Consider the following 22176-nt stretch of genomic DNA (forward strand, 5'->3'; position numbering starts at 1 on the left):
CTTGCGCAAATCTGCACAGCGGCCCTATTCCTTACCGTAAATCAGGCGTTGGGCCAGCGCACCGGGCGGATTTCCGGGCTGTCTTCGTGCAGCGCGCTCTGCGCCACGGTTCCTTCGGGAGATTCCACGGCCTGGGGCTTCAGCCCGCCGGAAAGCGCCGCCTGCTTGAGCACCTCGCGCGTGCGGGCAAACAGATTGCTGAGAATGGAGTTGGAAACCAGCATGCCGCTGCGGGTCAGCCGCAGATAGCCCTGCCGGATGCGGATAAGCCCGTTTTCGTGCAGGGCCTGCACCAACCGCTGGTGATCGCGCACAAAGTCGCGCCCGGTCATCTCACGATATTCTTTTACGCGCAGGCCCCGCGCCGTGCGCAGGCGCAGCATCAAAAGCTCGAGCACGCGTGTTTCGGGCGTGAGCTCTTCCACAGTCTGGGCCAGTTTGCCCTCGCGGGTGCGGGCGTTCCAGGCGGCCTGGCTTGAAGGATTTGTCCAGCGGCGGTTGTTGATGGTGGACGTGGCCGAAGGGCCAAGACCAAGATAGTCTTCCCCCTCCCAGTAGCCCATGTTGTGGCGGCACTGAAAACCCATGCGGGCGAAATTGGAAATTTCATAGTGCATGTAGCCGTGCTGTTCAAGCATGGCAGCGCCTTCCATGAACATGATGTTCTGGTCGCGCTCCGGAGGCAGGGTCAGGCGGCCCTCTTCCACATCAAGTTCCAGCGGGGTTCCCGGCTCAAGCGTGAGGCCATAGGCGGAAATATGGTCGGGGGTCATACGGATGACATCCTTGAGCGTTTGTAGCCACTGGCGCACGCTCTGCCCCGGCAGGCCCCACATGAGGTCAAGGTTGATGTTGGCGCAGCCCGCCTCCCGCGCCAGAAAGGCCACATGCAGGCTGTCCTGCGCCTTGTGCGGGCGGCCCAACAGACGCAACATGCCCTCATCCATGCTCTGCACGCCGATGGAAAGACGGTTGATGCCCGCATCCAGATACTGGGCCGCGCGGTGCCCGCCGCGCAGGGATTCCGGATTGGCCTCAAGCGTCACCTCGGCCTTGGGCACGAGCCTGAAATACTTGTTAATGCGCTCCATAGTCAGGCCGATGATGCGCGGCGAAAGCAGGCTGGGTGTACCCCCGCCAAAAAAGACAGACTGCACTTCGCTGCCGCCAAGCTGGTCCCCCCAGTGGGCCAGTTCCATGAACAGGGTGTCCACATAGTCGCGCACGGCAGGGGAGCTGGCCGCATCAACGCCGCGCCCCAGCGGGCTTGAATGAAAAGCGCAGTAGCGGCAGCGCGTGGAGCAAAAGGGAACGTGTATATAAAGCAGCATAAGCGATCCTGTGAGTGACAAAAAAACAACGCTCCGCCTGCGCGTAACACCCTGCGGAACAAAGAAAAAGTCAGATTTGCAGCAAATTGGCAACAGATCTGAACAAAAGCTGCAAGGAATATGCCCGCATCTGCCGCCGTGCCGGGAATTCCGCGCGCAGGCAGCTGGCCGCCCTTGGCAAAAACGCGACGGCGAAGTATATTCACCAATTGGAACACGGCGCAAGCGCCCTGCGGCCTTTTGCCGCATCCTTCACCGCGCTGGCGGCCTGTACGCAACGCACTTTCAGGAGAAGCAGCTCTATGGATATACGCTTTCAGAATCTCGGACCGGAACAATGGAAAGGGGACGTTCTGCTGGCCCCCGTCTGCCAGGACGAAGCCCTGCTTGAGCAGGTTCCTGAACTGGACAAGGTTGCTCCCTGGCTGGTCATAGCCCCTGCCTTGCGCGACTTCAAGGGCAAGACGGGCGAACTGGCCCTTCTGCACGGGCATCCCGACCTTTCCGTTCCCCGGGTGCTGGCCGTGGGCCTTGGCCCGAAGGAAAAGGTCTCCACTGCCGACATCCGCAAGGCCATTGCCGCCGCAGTGCAACTGTGCCGCAAGCAGGGCTACACGTCTATAGTGCTGCCCGAACCCGCCCTGGCACGGCTGCCAGGAGGCCGTGAACGACTGGTGGAAGAATGCGTATGCGCCGCCCAGCTTGCCCTGTACCGCTTTACGGCCCTTAAAAAGGCCGATGAGGACGAAACCGCCGACCCGCAGTGGCTGGCCGTGGCCTTTGACGGCCAGGAAGTGCCTGACGCCGCCCACGCCGCCGCCCGCAGGGGCGAAAACGCCGCCTGGGCCGTGAGCCTGGCCCGCGACCTTGCCACCACACCGCCCAATTTGCTCTACCCTGAAATGCTGGCCCAGAAAGCGCAGGAACTGGCGCGCGAAAAAGGCTTTGCCTGCACCGTGCTGGACGAAACCGAGCTGGAAAAGGAAGGCATGGGCTGCCTCATGGCCGTGGGCCAAGGTTCGGGCCGTCCGCCCCGCCTCATCGTGCTGGAGCACGCCCCTGCCGGGCGCGAACAGGACAAGCCCCTCGTGCTGGTGGGCAAGGGCATCACCTTTGATACGGGCGGTATCAGCCTCAAGCCCGCCGCCAACATGCACCAGATGAAGGCCGACATGACCGGCGCCGCCACGGTGCTGGCCACGGTGGCGGCCCTTGCGCAGGAAGACGCGCCCCGCCGCGTGGTGGGCCTGCTGGCCTGCGCCGAAAACATGCCCGGCGGCCGCGCCATGCGCCCCGGCGATGTGGTGCGCGCCGCCAATGGCGACACCGTTGAAATCCAGAATACCGATGCGGAAGGCCGCCTTGCCCTGTGCGATGCGCTGGCCTATGCCCAGAAAACCTGGGTTCCGGCTGCGGTGATTGATATTGCCACCCTCACCGGGGCCTGCGCCGTAGCGCTGGGAAACCAGCTTGCGGGCCTGTTCAGCGATGATGCCGACCTTGCCGAACGCATCCGCGCGGCAGGCGGCGCTTGCGGCGAAGAATACTGGCCCCTGCCGCTATGGAAGCCCTATGTTGAATCGCTCAAAAGCGAAGTGGCCGATATTTGCCACATGGGCCCGCGCGAAGGCGGGGCCATCAACGCCGCGCTCTTTTTGCAACACTTTATTCAAGAGGGCGTGCGCTGGGCCCATCTGGACATTGCCGGGGTAGACTGGGCCGCCAAGGCCACGCCCCTTGCTCCGGTAGGGCCCACGGCCTTTGGCGCGCGTACGCTGCTCGATCTCGCCAGGGGAGGCGTATAATGAAGGTATTTCTCATCGGAGCAGGGCCCGGCGATCCGGGCCTGCTGACCATCAAGGGGCGTGACGCCCTGGCCGCCGCCGATGTGGTGGTATACGACGCCCTGGCAAACGACAGCCTGCTTTCTTACGCCCGCCCCGATGCGGAAAAAATCTATGTGGGCAAGGTGGCGGGCAACCACGCTCTGCCGCAGGATCAGATCAACGCCCTTCTGGTCAGTAAGGCCAAGGAAGGCAACGTTGTGGCCCGCCTGAAAGGCGGCGACCCCTATATCTTCGGGCGCGGCGGCGAAGAAGGCGAAGAACTGGCGGCGGCGGGCATTCCCTTTGAGGAAGTGCCCGGCATCAGCAGCACCATCGCCGCTCCCGCCTATGCGGGCATTCCCGTGACCCACAGGGATTTTGCCTCTTCCGTGACCATCATCACCGGGCACGAAAATCCGGACAAGCCCGGCTCCGTGCACAACTGGAAGGCCCTTGCCGCCAGCGCCTCCACGCTGGTCTTTGTGATGGGCATGAAAAACCTGCCCGACATCGCCCGCAATCTGCTTGAAGCAGGCATGGATCCGCACACCCCGGCGGCGCTTATCTATCGCGGCACAACGCCCTACCAGCGCAGCCTTGTGGATACCCTGGCCCGTCTGCCCCAGGCTGCGGTAGAAGCCAAATTCACCAATCCTTCGGTTATTCTTGTGGGCAAGGTCGCCACCCTGCGCGACACCCTTGGCTGGTTTGAGAAAAAGCCGCTTTTTGGCCGCAGCATTGTTGTGACCCGCGCGCGCGAGCAGGCCAGCGGGCTTGCCCAGAGCCTCACGGCGCTGGGGGCCGAGGTCATCCAGTGCCCCACCATTGAAATCAGCCCTCTTGCCGATTATGCGGAACTTGACGCGGCTCTGGACAATCTTGCCAGCTACGGCTGGGTTATCTTTACCTCGGTCAACGGCGTAAAGCACTTCTGGCTGCGGCTCGCAAAGGCGGGCAAGGACAGCCGCGCGCTCGGCAACTGCAAGGTGGCCGCCATCGGCCCCGCCACAGCCGATGCCCTGACAGAACGCGGCATCATCCCCGATTTCATTCCCGAGCGCTACATGGCCGAGGGTGTGCTTGAAGGCCTGATGGCCCTTGAAAACGGCAACGTGGCTGGCATGCGCTTTTTGCTGCCCCGCGCCGCCAAGGCCCGCGAAGTGCTGCCCGAGGAACTGCGCAAGGCAGGAGCAGTGGTGGACGTTATTTCCGCCTACGAAACCGTACCCGCCGCGCATAAAAGGGACGAAGTGCTCGAGCGCATCAACGCTGGCACACTGAACTGCGTGACCTTCGGCTCCTCCTCCACGGTGGAGAACTTCCTCTCCCTTATCCCGGCTGCAATCCTCAAGATGCACCCGGAAGTGAAGCTGGCCGCCATCGGCCCGGTAACGGCAGAAACGCTGCAAAAAAACGGCCTTACCTGCAACATCATGCCCATGGATTACACCATCCCGGCACTGGTGGACGCCCTGAAAACGTACTTTGCGAGATAAGACATGCCCCTGAAAATCGCCATACTGGCCTCCGGCAGCGGCACAAACGCTCAGGCCATGATCGACAAGGCCACCCAGGGCGTGCTGGACGTGAACATTGCCCTGATCGTTTGCAACCGCCCCGGTGCGGGCGTTGTGAACCGTGCGGAAAAGGCGGGCATCCCCTGCCTTGTACTGGATCACAAAAGCTTCCCCGATCGCGAAGGCTTTGACGCCCGCATGGTTGAGGCCCTGCGCGAAGCCGGGGCGGAGCTTGTGGTGCTGGCGGGCTATATGCGCCTGCTGACCCCTGTGTTCCTTGAGGCCTTTGCCGGAAAGGTCCTCAACATCCATCCGGCGCTGCTGCCAAGCTTTCCCGGCGTGCACGGCGGTGCCGATGCCGTCAACTATGGCGTCAAGGTTTCCGGCTGCACCGTGCATTTTGTGGAAGAAAAGGTGGACAGCGGCCCGGTGCTGATTCAGGCCGTTGTGCCGGTCAACGCTGGCGAAAGCGAGGACGACCTCATGAGCCGCATCCATGTGATGGAGCACCGCATCTATCCTCAGGCAATCCAGTGGCTGGCTCAGGGCCGCATTGACGTTCAGGGGCGGCAGGTGCACCTCAAGCCCGGCAACAGCCCCCGTGCGCCGCACGATGGCGACTGGCTCGTATGGCCGCCGCTGGAGCAGGGTTTTTAATATTGTGATTCGGTAGACTGCTTGCCTACAAGTATTTATAGTTAAGCAGTCTACCGAATCAGCTATTGTTTAACTAAAAAATTTAGAAATCCTTAATCTCTTTTTCCCTAAAATTCTTGGCTTGATTCTTATAATCAGCAACAATTTTATCAACACAATGGGCAAACGAATAAAACTTCGCCTTTCTAAGCTCATGCGCTTTATCTTCATATTGAGATGCAATTTTTATTTCTTCTTCTCCTCCGCTCATAACAAAAACGCCGCGCGAATTGACTGCCTCAATAGCAAAACCAATTTGCATTTCTTTGTAGGTGTCAAGAAATTTTGCTGCCCCCTTGTTTATCCAAAGTCCGCTTGGATCTGAGGGGGCATGAAAAAGAACCTTCCCTATAAGCTGAAATGCAACCTCGAAACGGTCATTTGCTTTGGTCAATTTCAAAACGTCATTAACCCATTGGGAAAAATTTTCTTCCGCAAATGATAGCTCCGCTGGGGCTCGAAGTTGATTCAAAGCTCGCCAACAGATTGAAGCCTTAAGCGTTTCTCCTTCACTCTGCCTTGCTAAATGCTTTTGCTGTTTTGGCTTGTAAGCAGCACAAATTACTTCTGAAAAATATTCCGCATCAGAGAGAAGTCTCTTATTTAAACACTCTGCAACTTCACCGCTTGGGCTGGGAGAGAAAAGCTCAATCCAGCATAGCTCTATGTCTGATAAAACATCATCACAAATTTGCTTTGTTTTATGTAAATATTTTATCACTTCATAAACTATATGAGAATTAGACATCATATTATCATCTGGCTCAAGCAACAATTGCATTGCTTTTTCACGTGGGAAATTTAGTCCATATCTTGTCATATAATATAGCCAACGAAGTGCGTCCCCCCCCCTGCGCACCATAACCATTTTTTCTATAACACGACCAATCTCCCCTGATGTTTTACAAGGATAATAAGCGACTTTCTGCCAATATAGAAACTGAGAGTCTTGGCTAAGTTGCTCCACCAGCTCCCAAGCTAAATCAGAAAACGGTATGTTGAATAAAATTTTTAGTTTGCCAGATTCATCTGTCATACTCCAAATTTTTTTCAGCCACGAGGCCCCACACTGAGCATGGCGCCCTCTTATGTAGGCTCCGATAAAACTTTCCATTCCAGATGGCTCTAAAAAAGACGAATCTTGAAGCGACAGCATTAAAAATTCATCCACATCTTCATCGGCAATTTTAGCTAGTTCTTGCCCAATGATACTGGGCACCTTCACCATTGATACTAGACGCAAAATTCCGGGCAAGCCATCTTCATCAAAAATTAATTTAACATTTTCTTCCTGAGTAGATTTCCATTGTTTGAGTTGAACATCTTGGTCAATCTCGAAATTAAAATTCGGAATTGATTCACCAAAGTAAATTTTTATGTGTTCATATTTATCTACGGGCACAAGAAACTTAAGGACATCTTCTATTACATTCAGCTGGTTACGCTCCAGTCTCCACACAGAACTTTTTGATAATAATTCCCAGGCATTATTACTTTTTGAAGTATTTTTACAATTTCTAAATAACGTTATTATCTGCTGAAAGGCCTGTGGGATAAGCCTTATTCCCTGAATAATATCTTCTAGGGGTAAAAGATCATCCTGCAGCAGAACTTGCAATGCAGGGGATGTTATCCTTTCAAAATTTGACACAAGTTCAATAGAAGAAATATCAGCTTCACAGCGCAAATTTTTTTCTGAAGCATCAAGCCAGTGTGGCATATACACTCCCAAAGATATACTATGGGTATCCCACGGGCTTATAGCAAGAAGAACTTTCCATGCCGTCCGAGGGTATTTTTGAGCAAGTGCTTCAAGGAGGTTGGGGCGCAAGTCAGAATCAATGGCTCCAAACATCCGCCATGGGGCAAAAACTTCTTTTAATGATATCTCTGGCCTGTTCCCGTAATTTTGGGGCAATTCAACTAAAGACAGGTCCCCCAAAAGAGTAACGACCTGTGGCAACCACTCGGGGAACCAAGAAAGAGCTTCCAGCGCCCAAAGGATGCCACAAATTGGCGGGCGGGTGAAAGAGCTGACCTCTGTGCAACTCAGCGCTGACAAAAAGGAGTTTTTTGTAACCTGCTCGGCAAGTTTTTTAAGAAAAATTTGAGGGGCTGCTTCTGCCAAAAGGGGTAGCAATGAGTTTAGATTGACCCACGCAGATGAGCCTTCTATCGAGAGCACGGATTCGACAATTTTGGCCACGCGCATTTCTATCCAGCTTTGTGGCCCATTTTCCCAAAAATTTGCGTTGGTTGCCATGATAGACAACCCCTCTACCATGGCATGAACAAAACCATCAGACGGCAGTATAGCTCCGTCAGATGTAGCCAACAATTTTTGCCATGGATCTAAGAGGGCAGAGCTAGCAACTTGCAGCAGAACACGTTCGACTATTCCAAAAAAGTGTTCCAACTCCTGCTGAGTAAAGATGCTACCCCCAACAAGCCAACCTTCATAGCGCGCAACAAAATAACAGTTCCCATCGCTACGAAGATGAAGAGGAGCAGCAGTTCGCACGGGTAGCAGGGCAAGCTGTTTTTTCCACTCCTCATACTTTTTTCCCGTGACACTCTCTACTGCCGCAACGTCAAAGATATTACGATCATTCCATTCTCCAATGAGGCTTACAAGCGCCAATGATTCTCTTGCGCTGGGGTCGCCCCAGTACATTCCACTCCCATAAATATCATTAAGTAAACGAAGCAGAATTGGGATATTACCATTTGCTTTTGCAGAAATGTGCTGTGCTTCTAGGGGAGGGAAATTGGCATTTTCGAGTGCTCGCTGCAATTCACTGGCACTGGGCATTAATAACACATTGAAAAGATTACCCGGTTTCCCCCCCCAACTTTTAGGACGGATTAACCTATGCCCTTTTTGGCGTACTTGCGCACACCATTTTGGCATTTTATCTAAATCCCCTTCTTCACCGAGTACAAAGACGTGTGGATCTTCTAGATTAACAAAACTGGGCAATTTTTCTGCATCATCAATGAGAAGAACATTATCATAAGACTGAATGCCTTCTTTTCCCTCTTCATTTTTTATCAATGCTGAGATAAAATCTGGCAAATGATTTGGATATCTTGTCTGTATATTGAGATCACCAAGTTCGCTTTCTTGCAAAAACGTCTTTACAGTAGAAATAATTTTATCTCTTCCACATAAAAAAACTTCTGGAGTTAGGGCATGTTTCCCGTGAGATGGTATACTTTCTAATATACTCCATCGCATTTGGGGAGAAATTATTTCACATTCATTATGGGTAATAATTTGGTAAAGCCAACCACAAATAGCTGGAAATCGCGAAATCCAATCACAAAGAATTGTTGCATCAACTATTTTTATGTCTTTCCATCCATCGTTGGCTCTTGATCTTTTCCATTCATCCTGCTTTTTTATTGTGAATTTTGTGCGTATCGCTGATCGGGGCGTTACAAAAACAAACGTAGTTTGAGAAAATGTTGGAGTCTTTGATATTTCACGATAACGCTTATTATAGTCAGAAGTAATTTTATCTTGAGGCTTTCGGCCTGTTCCGATCTCCCAAACACTTATACCAGCAGTGATAAAAGGTTGATACTCTTCATTCACTTCAAGAAGTCCGTCAACACCTGTTTGTCCAATGCTATCACCTTTAGGGAATCTATAAACCTTCGGACGCGGACATTGAGCTTTAACAAGACGAGCTACGAGGTCCACTATGACCTCTTGGGCCTCACGTTCATTCCTGTCAACCCATTCGTCCAGCATGGTTTCTTTGATAATATTCATATAGCTCCAACTTATATATAATTCTTCCACTTTACCTAAACATACTCCCTCCAATAAACAGCTTTATACTACTCAAAACCTATATGTTTATCAATATGCAATCACAAAATTTGCCACAATACCCATAATGACACCTGACATCTCAGGTAATGGGCCAACGCATCCATAACTATAATTTTATTAAATATATTTTAAATTCGTATCGCATTGCCACCGCCGTTCTCGCTGTTTTCATTACTTACAAAAGTTTCAAAACTTACAAATCGAGAATCCGCGTTGCTCAGGAGCGATTTGGTGTGTTATTTTTCACTATCAACAGAGCATACTTTTACTCTTTGCTCAATCAATCAGTTTTTTGCCGCCCTTTCCGCCATAAGCATTTTTTTTGCACAAGCGCTGGAAATAACGGCAAATCCACCTACTTTTGAGGAAACCCTTATGACGCAGCAGTTTACCCGCAGAAAATTTCTGCAATCGGCCTGCATCACCATCAGCGCGCTGACGGTGAACATGAGCGGCATTGAAAAAGCTCTTGCCGCAGCCGCTGGTGTCGGCCCCCTGGCCACCTGCGACATCCTGATCATCGGATCGGGTGGCGCTGGCCTGCGAGCCGCCGTGGCAGCCCTGCAAAAAAATCCCAAGCTCAACGTGGTTGTGGTCAGCAAATGCATGCCTTCGCGCAGCGCCACCTGTATGGCCGAAGGCGGCATCAACGGCGTCACCGATTTCAGCAAGGGTGACTCCTACGAGCTGCACTGCTTTGATACCGTGAAGGGCGGCGACTATCTGGTTGACCAGGAATCCACGCTCAAATTCTGCGAGCAGGCAGGCCCCGCCATCCTTGAACTGGATTATCTGGGCATGCCCTTCTCGCGCACGGCAGAAGGCAAGGTCAAGGCCCGTCCCTTTGGCGGTGCTTCCAAGGTGCGCTGCAACTATTCCGCCGACAAGACCGGCCACATCGTTGCCCACACCTGCCTGGACGATGCCCTGAGCCACGGCGTCAAATTCCTCATGGATCACGAGCTGCTTGACGTGGCCGTGGACAATGGCCGCTGCGAAGGCGCCGTGCTGCGCAACATCCGCACCGGCGAAATCGCCCCTGTGCGCGCCAAGGCCGTGGTGCTTGCCACCGGCGGCTATACCCGCATTTTCTGGAACCGCACCTCCACCCCCTACATTGCCACAGGCGACGGTGTTGCCGCTGCCCTGCGCGCGGGTATTCCCTTCAAGGATGCCGAAATGGTGCAATTCCACCCCACGGGCGTGGTGCACGGCGGCGTGCTGATTACCGAAGCGGCCCGCGGCGAAGGCGGCTACCTGCTCAACAATAAGGGCGAGCGCTTCATGAAGACCTACGCCCCCGCCAAGATGGAACTTGGACCCCGCGACATCGTGGCCCGCGCCATCGAAACGGAAATCCGCGAAGGCCGTGGCTACGGCCAGGGGCTGGAAGCCTATGTGCTGCTTGACCTGAGGCACCTCGGCAAGGAAAAGATCGTCCACGATCTGCCGCAGATTCGCCACGTGGGCAAGCTTTTTGAAAATATCGACCTTGTGGACAAGCCCATGGTCATCCGCCCCACGGCCCACTACTCTATGGGCGGCATTGACGTGAATACCTTTGATGACATGGGCACGGTTGTGCCCGGCCTGTTTGCCGCTGGTGAAGCTTCGTGCGTGTCCATCCACGGCGCAAACCGCCTTGGCGGCAACTCGCTGGCCGATGCGGTGGTGACGGGCAAAATCGCCGGTAACGGAGCTGCGGCCTTTGCCAGCCACGCCGACTTTGGCGCGGGCAAACGCCTCACCGACCTGACCGCCCGCTGGCAGGATCGCTTCCGCAACACCACCAACGGCGGCGATGCCAAGCAGATGTACGCCATCCGCGAAGAAATGGGCGCACAGCTCTGGGACAACATGGGTATTTTCCGCACCCAGTCCAAACTCGACTCCCTGAGCAGCTCCCTGGCGGACCTGCGTTCGCGCTACGACGCCCTGCGCGTCCCCAACGCCAACCCCATCTACAATACGGTGTTCACCGAATATGTGGAGCTGGGCAACATGCTGCAACTGGCCCAGGCCGCCTGCCTTGCCGCCTCCGAGCGCAAGGAATCGCGCGGCGCTCACACCCGCGAGGACTTCCCCAAGCGTGACGATGCCAACTTCCTCAAGCACAGCATGGTCAGCATGGACGACAACGGCAAAATGCGCATGGGCTGGAAAGAAGTGGAAATCACCAAATTCAAGCCTGAGGAGCGGAAGTACTAATGCCCACTATCATCATTGACCGCTTTGACGGCAAAAACAGTTTTGAGCAGAGCTACAAACTTGATCCGGCGGACGTGGCGGGCAAGACCGTGCTCAACACCCTGCTGTTCATCAAGCAGACCCAGGATCCCACGCTGAACTTCACGGCCTCCTGCCGCTGCGCCATCTGCGGCGCGTGCGCCGTGCGCGTCAACGGGCATGCGGTTCTGGCCTGCGACACCAAAATGGACGACCTCGCCCAAACTTATGGCTCGAACACCTTCCACATTTCGCCTCTGGCGAACTTCAAGGTTATTTCCGACCTTGTTGTGGACTGGGAACCCGCCATGGAAAACCTGCGCAAGGTGCATCCGGGCATGGTGGCAAAATCCGAATTCTCCATGAAGGAAGGCTGCCGCCAGAACCAGAAGGAATTCGACCGCATCATCAAGCAGTGGGACTGCATCCTCTGCGGCGCGTGCGCCTCTGAGTGCAACAAGCTCACCGCCGACCGCAGCGACTACATGGAACCCTTTGTCTTCACCCACGCATGGCGCGTGGCCAACGATTCGCGCACCAAGGATCCTCTGCTGCACGGCAAGCCCGCCGTGGCGGGCGGCCTGTGGAACTGCGTGCATTGTCAGGAATGCGCCAGCCGCTGCCCCAAGGGCATCAGCGCTGCCGACGATATCGCCGGCCTGCGGGCCCTGGTTATGGCTAAGGGCATGACCGATGGCGTTGGCCCGGCCCACGCCAAGTCGTTCTACACCGATCTGGTGGAAGACTCCGGCCGTCTCAACGAGGTGCGCCTTGCCCTGCGCACCGAAGGCATCAGCACCATTGCCCGCGCGGGCATGGCTGTGACCCTGCTGCGTCAGGGCAAGATGAATCCGCTTGAGGCCTTTGGCGGCGAAACCATTGAAGGGCATGACGCCCTGGTGAAGATGATTCAGGCGGCCCATGCCGCAGAGAAGGAGTAGCCGTATGCAGACCGAATTCGCCTTTTTTCCCGGCTGCGTGCTGACTCAGGCCGCCAAGGAATCCAAGATGGCTCTTGAGGCCGTGGCCCCGAGGCTTGGCATCAAACTCAAGGAAATCCCCGGCTGGAGCTGCTGCGGCGCTTCACAGGCGCAGGATGTTGACCCCGTGGCGACCCTGGTTGCCAACGCCCGCAACATCGCCCTGGCTGAAAAAATGGGCCTGCCCGTACTGACCTCGTGCAGCACCTGCCTGCTCATGCTGCGCCGCGCCAAGGCAGAGCTTGACGGCGGCAAGAAGGACCGTATCAACACTTTTCTTGCCAAGGGCAACATGACCTATAGCGGCACCAGTGAAGTCACCAGCCTGCTCTGGGTTCTGGCGCAAAACGCCCAAACTCTCAAGAGCAAGGTGACCAAGCCACTTGCGGGCCTTAAAGTGGCTGCCTTTTATGGCTGTCACAGCCTGCGGCCCGAATCCGCCCTCGGCTTTGAAAGCTCGGTGAATCCATCAAGCTTTGAAACCGTGGTGGCCGCCCTTGGCGGGCAGACGGTTCCCTTTGCCAAGCGGCTGGACTGCTGCGGCTTCCACGCCGTGTACCCGGCGGAAAAATCCGTCATGCGCATGACCAGCCAGATTGTGGACAGCGCGGCTACCTCCGGCGCGGCCTGCATCGTAACCCCCTGCCCGCTCTGCCAGATGCAGCTCGACATTTATCAGGAAGCAGCGCAGGATATAGCCAAGTCAAAAGCCCGTGTACCCGTGCTGCACCTTTCGCAGCTTGTGGGCCTTGCCCTGGGTATTCCCGGCAAGGAACTGGGCCTCGACTACAACGTGATTGACGCCACCAAGATGGGCTAACCAGCCCTGATCATAGTGACAAGAGGCGGCCCCTACCCCTGGCCGCCCCATGCGCGCCCCCTCTCGTGTCCCTACCCGAGAGGGGGTTGCGCGTTAAAATCGCCGAGATTTCAATGCAAAAAGGCCCTATCCCATTGACTGACCAATGGGATAGGGCCTTCAGAACATTTTAAGCGATAAGCGGGCTAGCCCCAGGCTTCAGTCACCAGATCATACAATTTGACGGAAAGCACCTTGAGGTCGGGCTTGGTGTACTGCACATCAGCCCCCACAACCGCACACTTTTTGGCCAACGCCTCGTTGATCATGGAAGAGAAGATGGCCACTGGCAGTTTTTTAAGGATTCTTTCGTCCTTGATGTGTTTGCACAGGGCCAAGCCGTCCATGCCGGGCATTTCAATGTCAGTGATGACACCGTGAACGAAATCGGAAATGGGGCGATCTTCGGCTTCACAGCGGTCGCGCAGAACCTTCAGGTAATCCCAGGCTTCCTGGCCGTTGACCTTCTGCGTCACCGTGAAGCGGCCTTCCTTGTTGAGCAGGTCAAGCAGCAGGCTACGGATACTGCTTGAATCGTCCACGTGCAGGATATTGTAAACTTTTTCCCCACTGTGGCGCATGTCTGAGGCGTCAAAACGCATGGCCATGGCCGGATGCAGTTCGGCTACAATGGCTTCAAGATCCAGCAAAAAGATCACGCGCTCTTCCAGCCGCACCACGCCCGTTACCGAGCTGCGGCTCACATTCTGCAAAAACTGCCCCGGTGCTTCCACATCCGTCCAGCTCAGCCGATAGATGCGGTTGACCCCCGACACCAGAAAGCCCGTACACACGCCGTTGAATTCGGTGACAATAACCTTGGCGTCTTCGTTTTCAATGGGCCCGCTGCCCAGAAACTGGGCCATATCAATCAGCGGCACCACACGGCCATTGCGGTGCAGAAACGCGCCCAAAAGTGCTTTATGGCGCATTTCCGGCATGGCAGTCACCGGCTGGCGACGGCCAATTTCAACCACCTTGGCCACGTTAAGGCCATAGTGGGCTTCGTAACCGTCCTGGTTGACGAAAAATTCCACAATTTCCAGCTCATTGGTGCCGGTTTCCAGCAGGATGTTGGTCTGCGCCATGGAAATGCTCTCCGTTGGGCTGAAGCCCGTTAATGTCGGACGGCAGACCTGAACTTGTTTGCTGCCAGCCGGTGAGCGAAGCTTACGCTGACTCTCTTATCGGTTGCCAAGTGCAAATATTTAGCCATGCAGGCCGAAAAGACCGTTTTTTTCATATTTTTCTGTTTCGCACAAAACGGGGAACATATCAAACAGAGAGCACTGGCATTGAAAATACCGTCATAAATCAGGTGCAAAACCAGCTTGCCAGCAGTTTATATTCCCTGAAACAACCGCGTTGACATGTAGCGTTCGCCCGTGTCGCAGGCAAAGGTAACAATATGCTTGTCCTGCATTTCTGGCCGAGCCGCAAGGTCAAGGGCCGCGCGCACGTTGGATCCTGTGGAGATACCAGCCATGATGCCGTTTTCCATAAGCAGGCGGGTGGTTCTTATGGCTTCCTCGCCGTCCACCTGAATAATTTCGTCCAAAAGCGCACGGTCAAGGATGGCTGGCACAAAGTCAGCGCCAATGCCCTGAATAAGATGGGGGCCGGGTTTGCCGCCCGAAAGCACCGGCGAAGCGGCTGGTTCCACGGCAACGACTCTGAAGCCGGGGATGCGCTCCTTGAGGTATCTGCCCACACCAGTGATGGTCGAGCCGGAGCCAACGCCCGCAACCAACACATCCATCTTGCCCACGCTGTCCTTGAAAATTTCCGGCCCGGTGGTCTTGTAGTGGGCCACCACAGCCTGCGGATTGGTAAACTGGCCGAGTACAAAGGCATCCTGTTCATCGGCAATGCGCTTTGCAGCGGCAACGGCACCGCTCATGCCCTGTTCCGCCGGGGTGAGCACAAGCTCTGCGCCCAGCGCCCGCAACAGGTTGCGGCGCTCAACGCTCATGGATTCTGGCATGGTCAGTATGCAGCGAAAGCCGCGCACCGAGGCAACCAGAGCCATACCAATGCCCATATTACCGCTGGTGGCCTCCACCAGCACCCCGCCCGGTTCAACGCGCCCTTCTTCCAGAGCTTCGCCAACAAGGTGAAAGGCCACGCGATCCTTGATGGAACCGCCGGGATTGCGGTTCTCAAGCTTTAGCCAGACAGTGCCGGGCAGGTCGCGTGAAAGGTCGAGCCGCAGCATGGGGGTGTTGCCAATGGTTTGCAAAATGCTAGTTAACATGAAAACATATGCCTCACAGTAAAAAATGCCAGGGAATCCGGCTCTATGGCAGATATTCGCTTTACAATGGAAAAGTTTTGCTTAACTCTTTACACATAACCATAGAAGAATCCGTGCACATTGGCAATTTTCGTTCTGGCCGCCCCAACAGCCCATTCAGGGAGGATATCATGAAGATTCTGCAAGTAACCACCATGTTCATAGCCCTTGTGATTGCCCTTTCAGGCGGGCTTGCCCATGCCAAGGCAGACACCGTGGCGCTCTATACAGAAGCTGTGATGACAGGCGACGTCCCAGCCCTTGAAACCCTGCTGGCCCCCAACTACTGGCACATCAACGCCAACGGGCACATTGAGGACAAGGAACACTTCATCAATACCATCAAGAGCAAGGAACTGGTCATTGACCGCCTGACCTTCACCAATGCCCGCACGGCCCTGATCAGCGACGCCAAGCTCATCACCGGCACAGGCTACCTCAAGGCCAAGGCCACTCCTGCGCTGCCCGAAGGCCTCATGCGCATTACCGTGGTGGTCATTACCAACAAGGGGCGCGAACAGGTGGTGCTGTTCCAGGCTACGCCTGTGATCGCCACCGAAGACTGCAACGACGGCAACTGCAAGATCCAGTAAGGTTTTAAATACATATTGGCCCGCAGGGCCATCAGGCCGGGCATATGCACCCGGCCTTTTTTGTGGAGAATTGATGAATGGAGAAAGTGAAAAGCCGCCCCTGTTAGCAGGAGCGGCTTTTAAACGTAACCCGGGGTATGGCGGGGCCGGATTTCGCGTGGTGAGAAAGATCGGAGGCAGAGAGCAATCATCCGTGAGTTATTTCAGGCATGCAATCATCAAAGCAATGGGCAGAACCAACAAGGCTTGCCCATATCTTGCGGGGGTTCTCAACTCAAAGAACCCCCGCAAAACATCTTGGTATTCAGATGCCTAGGCTGGCGAAACTTCAAAGTTGGCCGCCACCTTCACCCTGTCGCCCACAATGGCTGCCGGGATGTTGGGACCAATACTAAAGTCGCTGCGATTCACCTCGCCAGTGATGCTGAAAGACTGCGTTTCCTTGTTGTTGATGGGGTTGGTGATGCGGTCGCTGGCTGTGATGTTGAACGTCACTTCTCGCGAGGTACCGCGCATCTCGAGCAGACCAGTGATTGTCCCGGTATGATCTGGCCCAAGCCGCACAGATGTGCTCTGGAAAGTAACTTCGGGGTGCTGCGCCACATCAAAAAAATCCGGCGAACGCAAGTGCTCGTCCCGCGCATGCACGTGTGTATCAATGCTCACAGCCTTGGCCGTCATGGTAAAGACTGCGTCAGAAAGATCATCGTTGCCGGTTTCAAGGTCAATGGCAACGTCTGCAAACCTGCCGTTGATGTCGGTAATCATGAGATGCCGCACCACAAAACCAAGGTGCGAATGGTCGGGATCGTTCTTCCAGGTAGCCATAACAACCTCCCGCTTAGTGCAGGTTGCGCTCAAATCTATAGTGTTGTTTTAACGGCAACACCTGCCGTAAAACATATGTTCAAGCTATGAATTTTAGTTAAGGCTCCTCGCCGCCGAGTCAAGCTGTCCCGGATGATTTATCAAAAAAAATTGCGTTGCTGCCGCCCTTGTGGTTTATACGCGGGCTGTGCGGGAGTTCTGCGGCAGACTCAAAGCTAGCCGCAGAACTCCCTGCCAACAGCAAAATACTGTTACAGCCTAAAACACACCCGGCAAACCGTGATCCCGCAAAGCCGCATCACAGGAACCCAGATGGTAGGTGGTGTGCGAGGCCAGCATGGCAATCATGGCCGCATAGGTGAGATCACGGCCAATTTTTTTGCTCACGCGCTCCTGCACCCTGGTCAGGTCGGCATCGGAAAGCGCCGCCAGCCGTGCGTCCACTGCGGCCTTTACGGATTTGCCGTAAGCCTGCATGGCTTCTTTGCTCACAACATCCTTGCCCTGCTCCTTGAGCATCAGCACGCCAATGCTGGCAGGCGCGGGCAAAAAGGTTTCGTCGTCACTTTCAAGAATAAAAAAGTTCAGCACGGCAATGGCGTGGGCCACCTGCTGCCACACGGGCCAGCCGCCGTTGGTTTCGGCCCAGATGTTTTCGGGGCAGATGTCCATATACTGGGCCAACAGGGCCCAGGAGCGCTGATAGGGTTCTTCAAGGGCGGCAACAATGTCTCTGGACATGGCTTTTCCTCTTTTTTCAGGTTTGGCGCACAGCTTGCCTGTGCGTGTAAAAGGCCGCTCAAACACAAAACCGCCGCAGCGCCGCAACTGCGGGCATACGGCGGTTCCATGCGACAAGCGGTGCAGGCAAAGCCTGCCGCGCCATTTATTCGAAGCGGCTTGCCCCGGTGATCAGCACCATATCGGTGGGCACATTTTCATGAAAGCCCACGGTCTTGGTCTTAACCTTGGCAATTTTGTCCACATTCTCCATGCCTTCGGTCACTTTGCCGAAAACGCAGTAACCCCAACCGTCAGGGGTGGGGGAGCTGTGGTTGAGAAAATCGTTGTCCACCAGATTGATGAAGAACTGGGCGGTGGCGCTGTGAGGATCGCGGGTGCGGGCCATGGCCAGGGTGCCGCGCTCGTTCTTGAGGCCGTTGTCGGCTTCGTTGGTCACAGGTTCGCGCGTGGACTTTTCGTCCATGCGCGCGCCAAGACCGCCGCCCTGAATCATGAAGCCAGGGATAACGCGGTGGAAAATGGTGTTGGCGTAAAAGCCGTCATCCACATATTTCAAAAAATTGGCAACGGTTTGGGGGGCCTTGTCGGCATAAAGCTCCACAAGAATGTCGCCGGAGGAGGTCTCCAGCAAAACCGTAGGATTGTCGGACATGGGTGCTCCTTGAATTGTTATTCTGCACAGCGGGCGTTCGCCCCGCCATTGGCGCGAATATAGGGTATGGAAGCGCGGATGACAATGCCCGTTTCCCGGTATAGTCTCGCAGCATGAACCGCAAGACTTCCAAGCCCCATCCGGCAACACTGCCTGGCATGCCGGAACAGGCCGCAACCATCGCGCATCTGCCGCCCCAGGATCACCTAGGCGAACTGCAAAACGCCCTGCTCGGCTGGTTTGCCGCAAACCAGCGCCGCCTGCCGTGGCGGGTCAACTACACGCCCTACGAAGTGTGGATTTCCGAAGTCATGCTCCAGCAAACCCAGATGGAGCGTGGCGTCAGCTATTTTAACCGCTGGATGCAGCGCTTTCCCGACATCGCAACCCTCGCCGCCGCCAGCGAGGAAGATGTGCTGCGTCAGTGGGAGGGCCTTGGCTACTATTCGCGCGCCAGACATATCCTGACCGCAGCCCGCAAAATCATGGCGGAACACGGCGGCGTGTTTCCCTCAGAGCTGGAAGCCATCCGCAGTCTGCCCGGCGTTGGCCCCTACACCGCAGGCGCGGTGGCAAGCATTGCCTTTGGCGAAAAGCTGCCATGCGTGGACGCCAACGTGGAGCGCGTCATTGCGCGCATTTTTGATGTGGACAGCCCCGTAAAGCAGAATCCGGCAGCAGGGATCATCCACCGCTGGGCCTTGCGGCTGGTACCCGAGGGCAAGTCGCGCGAACACAATCAGGCCATGATGGAGCTTGGGGCACTTGTTTGCGGCAAAAGGCCGCGCTGCACAGAGTGCCCGCTGGCCCAGTTCTGCATCAGCCTGCATCTGGGCATCACAGACCAGCGCCCGGTGCCCGGCAAACGAGCCACCATCACGCCCGTCAAGGCCGTGACCGGGGTTTTGCGCTGTGGCAACAGAATCTTTGTGCAAAAGCGCCCGCCTGCGGGCGTGTGGGGCAACCTGTGGGAATTTCCCGGCGGGCGGGTTGAGCCGGATGAAAGCCCGGAGCAGGCCACTGTGCGAGAGTTTATGGAAGAAACGGGATTTGTCGTGCGTGTGGCAGCGCAGCATGGCATTATCCGGCACGGATACACCACCTACCGCCTGACGCTGCACTGCTTTGGCCTGGAGTTTGACAGCACGGACACAACGGTTGACCCGCCTCAGCCGCCGCTGCTTTCCGCCGCAACCGAGGCTCGCTGGGTCACGCCGCAGGAGCTGGACGTTCTGGCAATGCCCGCTGCACACCGCAAGCTGGCGGACAAACTTTTTGCCATTGGAAAAGACAGCACCGTTGCGGCAAATACGGCTGCGCCCCGTCAGGCAACTCTGCCCCTGAAAAAATCATAGCAGACCGCTGAATGTCTTCTCCTAAAAAACAGGGGCGGGCCTTTCGGTCCGCCCCTTGCGCTATTAGTCGGCAATGACCGAAAGCACGGACTTTTGGGGGTTCTGTTTGCAGACCTTCATGATCTGGGTCAGGTTGTTTTCCACAGCGTTGACATCCAGGGTCGTGTCGCCAGTTTTGGCGCTGGCGTAACCATCAAGCCAGAAATAGAACATGGTCATGGTCTGGGCGTCCAACTGCACAAAAGCACTGCAAGGCAGCTTGCCGAAATCTATTTTGTCGTTCTTTGCCGAAGCAGTCATGGGCAAGGCAAGCATGGCCGCCAGCACGATTGCAAAACATACTTTTTTCATCTTGCACTTCCAGTGTTACAGGTTTCAGAACGTACAACAGGCAGCATAAAGAGCGCTATGAAGCATGATCAAATCCATTGCAGCAATGCCTTAAATCTGGATAAAAAGAGAATTAGCACTTTTTATCCAATTATATTCAAGCCCTGCACATTTAAATATATGCCAGATTGGCACTCTGTTTAACCAGACACCACATAAGGCATATGTCCACATTACCCCAGATGCTACGCACGGTATAAAAAAGACTCCCTTATTTTTTATATTTTGTCGATATGCTGTCATAAATTTAAATACATTCATAAATATAATAAGTTTTGCGACTTGTTGCATTAAAAAAACACAAATTACAATATCTGCCAATAACTCGCATATGGTAATTCACAATTCACACAAGCCAGCCCTGCACATTACCACATAAACATAAAATATTCTGCGTTGCAAAAGCCTTGTCCAGCCTGTTTTACTTCTCGATTCTGATTGTTTACGAGCAAAGACTTAAAGATTGATTATATTTTCAGTTCACATGCATTCATCAACAAGAAAACGCGGCTTTGCAGCCGCGTTTTCTTAGCTCGTCCCCAAGGAAAAAAAGTATGTTCACACCTATTTACCGGATGCCCCCGGCGCCATCTTTTTGCGCTCCATAACCTTGGCTACGGCCTCGGCCAGCCCGCCGAGCGAGGTCTCCTTGTAGCGGGACTGCAAATCAAGCCCGGTGCGGTACATGACTTCAATGATATCATCCAGCGAGATCACCCTCTGCCGCCCGTCTTCCAGCCGCGACAACTGGGCGCAGTTGACCGCGCGCTCTGCGGCCACGCCGTTGCGCTCGATGCAGGGAATCTGCACCAGCCCCCCCACAGGATCACAGGTAAGGCCGAGGTTGTGCTCCATGCCGATTTCCGCCGCCACTTCCACCTGCTTGACGTTGCCGCCCGTAACCGCGCAGTACGCGCCAGCAGCCATGGAGCAGGCCACGCCCACTTCGCCCTGGCAGCCCACCTCCGCGCCGGAAATGGACGCATTGAGCTTGTAGAACAGGCCAATAGCCCCGGCAGTGAGCAGAAAATCGCGTGCGCCGTCATCCGTGGCATGGGGGTAAAAATTCAGATAATACAGCAGCACAGCCGGCACAATGCCCGCCGCGCCATTGGTAGGCGCGGTCACAATGCGTCCGCCGGAGGCGTTTTCTTCAGCCACGGCAAAGGCATAGAGCATGGGCCACAGACTGAGGTCGCGCCGCCCGGCTGCTTGCAGGGCACTGACCTTGCGCAGCAGGTTGGGCGCGCGACGGCGCACATTGTACCCGCCCGGCAGCACGCCGTCCGTATAGCAGCCGCGCTCCACGGCTTCACGCATGACGTCTGTGATGGCCGTTACGCGCTCGTTGACCTCGCTTTCAGACCGCCAGAATACTTCGTTGGCCATAACGATCTGCGCGATGGTCTTGTTTTCGCGGGCGCAGATGTCAAAGAGCTCCGAGGCTTTTTCGTAGGGGTAAGGGGGCGTGGCGTACAGTTCGCGCGGGCTGTCAAAATCATCGTCTGTACGGATAAACCCGCCGCCGATGGAATAGAAATTCTTGGAGTATATCAGCGCGCCTTCGGCGCTGAAGGCCGAAAGCGTCATAGCATTGGAATGTTTGGGCAAGAATATGCCCTTGTGCTGGCACACATCGCGCTCAAAATTAAACGGGATGGTGTAGGCGCACATGAGCACCAGATCGGCATTGTTTTGCAGATCCGCGGTGCGGCGGGCCATATGGGCAATGTCCACCTCCTGCGGTTCCTCTCCCTCAAGCCCCGCCAGCACGGCTCCAATGGTGCCGTGCCCTTCGCCGGTAAGCGCCAGCGAGCCGTAAAGCTCCACCTTGACCCGGCCTACCAAGGGCAGCATGCCCAAAACCGCAAGCTCGCCCGCAAAGGCCTTGCCCGCAATCATGGGGCCAATGGTATGGGAACTGGACGGCCCTATGCCGATCTTGAACAGATCAAAAACGCTGAGCATGACGCTCCTCCCGCAAACCGCATGTCAAGGCGCAACGGCCTTTGCCGCAACATATCCCGTAAAGGTCACAAGACACA

The 22176-nt window shown here is 55.4% G+C and carries 17 protein-coding genes; 8 read left to right on the forward strand and 9 right to left on the reverse strand.

Annotated elements, in window-relative coordinates; genetic code table 11:
* Window positions 1–41 precede the first annotated feature (41 nt).
* Window positions 42–1331: a radical SAM family heme chaperone HemW gene (gene hemW, locus QZ383_RS06985; protein ID WP_291444192.1), complete on the reverse strand. Its 1290-nt coding sequence runs from the start codon at window positions 1329–1331 to the stop codon at window positions 42–44.
* Window positions 1332–1633: 302 nt separating this feature from the next.
* Here hemW and QZ383_RS06990 point away from each other — a divergent pair, with 302 nt between their 5' ends.
* From QZ383_RS06990 to purN, 3 genes are read left to right on the forward strand one after another with little or no spacing between them, the layout of a single operon-like run.
* Window positions 1634–3136, forward strand: a complete 1503-nt coding sequence (locus QZ383_RS06990; RefSeq protein ID WP_291444193.1) for a leucyl aminopeptidase — start codon at window positions 1634–1636, stop codon at window positions 3134–3136.
* Window positions 3136–4653 carry a uroporphyrinogen-III C-methyltransferase gene (gene cobA, locus QZ383_RS06995; RefSeq protein WP_291444194.1) on the forward strand — a complete coding sequence of 506 codons (1518 nt, stop codon included), beginning with the start codon at window positions 3136–3138 and terminating at the stop codon, window positions 4651–4653. Before QZ383_RS06990 ends, cobA begins: the two co-directional genes overlap by 1 nt.
* Window positions 4654–4656: 3 nt before the next feature.
* Complete coding sequence (purN, locus tag QZ383_RS07000; RefSeq protein WP_291444196.1) at window positions 4657–5331, forward strand: phosphoribosylglycinamide formyltransferase; 675 nt, start codon at window positions 4657–4659, stop codon at window positions 5329–5331.
* Between the two features lie 82 nt (window positions 5332–5413).
* On the opposite strand, the gene QZ383_RS07005 is transcribed toward purN, so the two are convergent.
* Window positions 5414–9148, reverse strand: a complete 3735-nt coding sequence (locus QZ383_RS07005) for a hypothetical protein (RefSeq protein ID WP_291444197.1) — start codon at window positions 9146–9148, stop codon at window positions 5414–5416.
* Window positions 9149–9586: 438 nt separating this feature from the next.
* Here QZ383_RS07005 and sdhA point away from each other — a divergent pair, with 438 nt between their 5' ends.
* The 3 genes from sdhA to sdhE are packed head-to-tail and all read left to right on the forward strand — an operon-like array spanning window position 9587 to window position 13237.
* The gene (gene sdhA / locus QZ383_RS07010; protein ID WP_291444198.1) at window positions 9587–11419 is read left to right on the forward strand and encodes an 8-methylmenaquinol:fumarate reductase flavoprotein subunit; all 1833 of its coding nucleotides are present in this window, start codon (window positions 9587–9589) and stop codon (window positions 11417–11419) included.
* Window positions 11419–12378 (forward strand): succinate dehydrogenase/fumarate reductase iron-sulfur subunit, encoded by a 960-nt coding sequence (locus QZ383_RS07015; RefSeq protein WP_291444199.1) that lies wholly within the window; start codon window positions 11419–11421, stop codon window positions 12376–12378. Before sdhA ends, QZ383_RS07015 begins: the two co-directional genes overlap by 1 nt.
* Window positions 12379–12382: 4 nt before the next feature.
* Complete coding sequence (gene sdhE, locus QZ383_RS07020) at window positions 12383–13237, forward strand: 8-methylmenaquinol:fumarate reductase membrane anchor subunit (RefSeq protein WP_291444201.1); 855 nt, start codon at window positions 12383–12385, stop codon at window positions 13235–13237.
* 185 nt (window positions 13238–13422) lie between these two features.
* Here the strand turns inward: sdhE and QZ383_RS07025 are convergent, their stop codons facing one another.
* Window positions 13423–14364, reverse strand: coding sequence for a chemotaxis protein (locus QZ383_RS07025; protein ID WP_291444203.1), 942 nt, complete (start codon window positions 14362–14364; stop codon window positions 13423–13425).
* A 254-nt stretch (window positions 14365–14618) separates the two neighbouring features.
* Window positions 14619–15530 (reverse strand): cysteine synthase A, encoded by a 912-nt coding sequence (gene cysK / locus QZ383_RS07030; RefSeq protein WP_291444205.1) that lies wholly within the window; start codon window positions 15528–15530, stop codon window positions 14619–14621.
* Between the two features lie 170 nt (window positions 15531–15700).
* Between cysK and QZ383_RS07035 the strand changes: the two genes are divergently transcribed.
* On the forward strand, window positions 15701–16162 hold the full coding sequence (locus QZ383_RS07035) for a nuclear transport factor 2 family protein (RefSeq protein ID WP_291444207.1): 462 nt from the start codon (window positions 15701–15703) through the stop codon (window positions 16160–16162).
* A 312-nt stretch (window positions 16163–16474) separates the two neighbouring features.
* On the opposite strand, the gene QZ383_RS07040 is transcribed toward QZ383_RS07035, so the two are convergent.
* From QZ383_RS07040 to QZ383_RS07050, 3 genes are all read right to left on the reverse strand, one after another.
* Window positions 16475–16990, reverse strand: a complete 516-nt coding sequence (locus QZ383_RS07040) for a YceI family protein (RefSeq protein WP_291444208.1) — start codon at window positions 16988–16990, stop codon at window positions 16475–16477.
* 258 nt (window positions 16991–17248) lie between these two features.
* A complete protein-coding gene (locus QZ383_RS07045; protein WP_291444210.1) occupies window positions 17249–17731 on the reverse strand; it encodes a DinB family protein in 483 nt (160 codons plus the stop codon).
* Between the two features lie 145 nt (window positions 17732–17876).
* A complete protein-coding gene (locus QZ383_RS07050; RefSeq protein ID WP_022659070.1) occupies window positions 17877–18386 on the reverse strand; it encodes a peptidylprolyl isomerase in 510 nt (169 codons plus the stop codon).
* A 113-nt stretch (window positions 18387–18499) separates the two neighbouring features.
* Between QZ383_RS07050 and mutY the strand changes: the two genes are divergently transcribed.
* A complete protein-coding gene (mutY, locus tag QZ383_RS07055) occupies window positions 18500–19741 on the forward strand; it encodes an A/G-specific adenine glycosylase (RefSeq protein WP_291444211.1) in 1242 nt (413 codons plus the stop codon).
* A gap of 63 nt (window positions 19742–19804) precedes the next feature.
* Here mutY and QZ383_RS07060 read toward each other — a convergent pair whose 3' ends face one another.
* Together QZ383_RS07060 and QZ383_RS07065 are read right to left on the reverse strand one after the other, a co-directional pair.
* Window positions 19805–20092 carry an HdeA/HdeB family chaperone gene (locus tag QZ383_RS07060; RefSeq protein WP_291444213.1) on the reverse strand — a complete coding sequence of 96 codons (288 nt, stop codon included), beginning with the start codon at window positions 20090–20092 and terminating at the stop codon, window positions 19805–19807.
* A gap of 603 nt (window positions 20093–20695) precedes the next feature.
* Window positions 20696–22099 (reverse strand): L-serine ammonia-lyase, encoded by a 1404-nt coding sequence (locus tag QZ383_RS07065; RefSeq protein ID WP_291444215.1) that lies wholly within the window; start codon window positions 22097–22099, stop codon window positions 20696–20698.
* Window positions 22100–22176 lie beyond the last annotated feature (77 nt).

Origin of the sequence: Desulfovibrio sp., assembly GCF_019422935.1 — a bacterium.
Taxonomy (GTDB): domain Bacteria; phylum Desulfobacterota; class Desulfovibrionia; order Desulfovibrionales; family Desulfovibrionaceae; genus Desulfovibrio.

What these genes read in the sequence shown, in the direction of transcription:
- hemW (WP_291444192.1), bottom strand. Translation starts at nt 1,331, where the DNA reads ATGCTGCTTTATATACACGTTCCCTTTTGCTCCACGCGCTGCCGCTAC.
- QZ383_RS06990 (WP_291444193.1), top strand. Translation starts at nt 1,634, where the DNA reads ATGGATATACGCTTTCAGAATCTCGGACCGGAACAATGGAAAGGGGAC.
- QZ383_RS07050 (WP_022659070.1), bottom strand. Translation starts at nt 18,386, where the DNA reads ATGTCCGACAATCCTACGGTTTTGCTGGAGACCTCCTCCGGCGACATT.
- QZ383_RS07015 (WP_291444199.1), top strand. Translation starts at nt 11,419, where the DNA reads ATGCCCACTATCATCATTGACCGCTTTGACGGCAAAAACAGTTTTGAG.
- purN (WP_291444196.1), top strand. Translation starts at nt 4,657, where the DNA reads ATGCCCCTGAAAATCGCCATACTGGCCTCCGGCAGCGGCACAAACGCT.
- sdhE (WP_291444201.1), top strand. Translation starts at nt 12,383, where the DNA reads ATGCAGACCGAATTCGCCTTTTTTCCCGGCTGCGTGCTGACTCAGGCC.
- QZ383_RS07005 (WP_291444197.1), bottom strand. Translation starts at nt 9,148, where the DNA reads ATGAATATTATCAAAGAAACCATGCTGGACGAATGGGTTGACAGGAAT.
- QZ383_RS07035 (WP_291444207.1), top strand. Translation starts at nt 15,701, where the DNA reads ATGAAGATTCTGCAAGTAACCACCATGTTCATAGCCCTTGTGATTGCC.
- cysK (WP_291444205.1), bottom strand. Translation starts at nt 15,530, where the DNA reads ATGTTAACTAGCATTTTGCAAACCATTGGCAACACCCCCATGCTGCGG.
- sdhA (WP_291444198.1), top strand. Translation starts at nt 9,587, where the DNA reads ATGACGCAGCAGTTTACCCGCAGAAAATTTCTGCAATCGGCCTGCATC.
- QZ383_RS07025 (WP_291444203.1), bottom strand. Translation starts at nt 14,364, where the DNA reads ATGGCGCAGACCAACATCCTGCTGGAAACCGGCACCAATGAGCTGGAA.
- QZ383_RS07040 (WP_291444208.1), bottom strand. Translation starts at nt 16,990, where the DNA reads ATGGCTACCTGGAAGAACGATCCCGACCATTCGCACCTTGGTTTTGTG.
- cobA (WP_291444194.1), top strand. Translation starts at nt 3,136, where the DNA reads ATGAAGGTATTTCTCATCGGAGCAGGGCCCGGCGATCCGGGCCTGCTG.
- QZ383_RS07045 (WP_291444210.1), bottom strand. Translation starts at nt 17,731, where the DNA reads ATGTCCAGAGACATTGTTGCCGCCCTTGAAGAACCCTATCAGCGCTCC.
- QZ383_RS07065 (WP_291444215.1), bottom strand. Translation starts at nt 22,099, where the DNA reads ATGCTCAGCGTTTTTGATCTGTTCAAGATCGGCATAGGGCCGTCCAGT.
- QZ383_RS07060 (WP_291444213.1), bottom strand. Translation starts at nt 20,092, where the DNA reads ATGAAAAAAGTATGTTTTGCAATCGTGCTGGCGGCCATGCTTGCCTTG.
- mutY (WP_291444211.1), top strand. Translation starts at nt 18,500, where the DNA reads ATGAACCGCAAGACTTCCAAGCCCCATCCGGCAACACTGCCTGGCATG.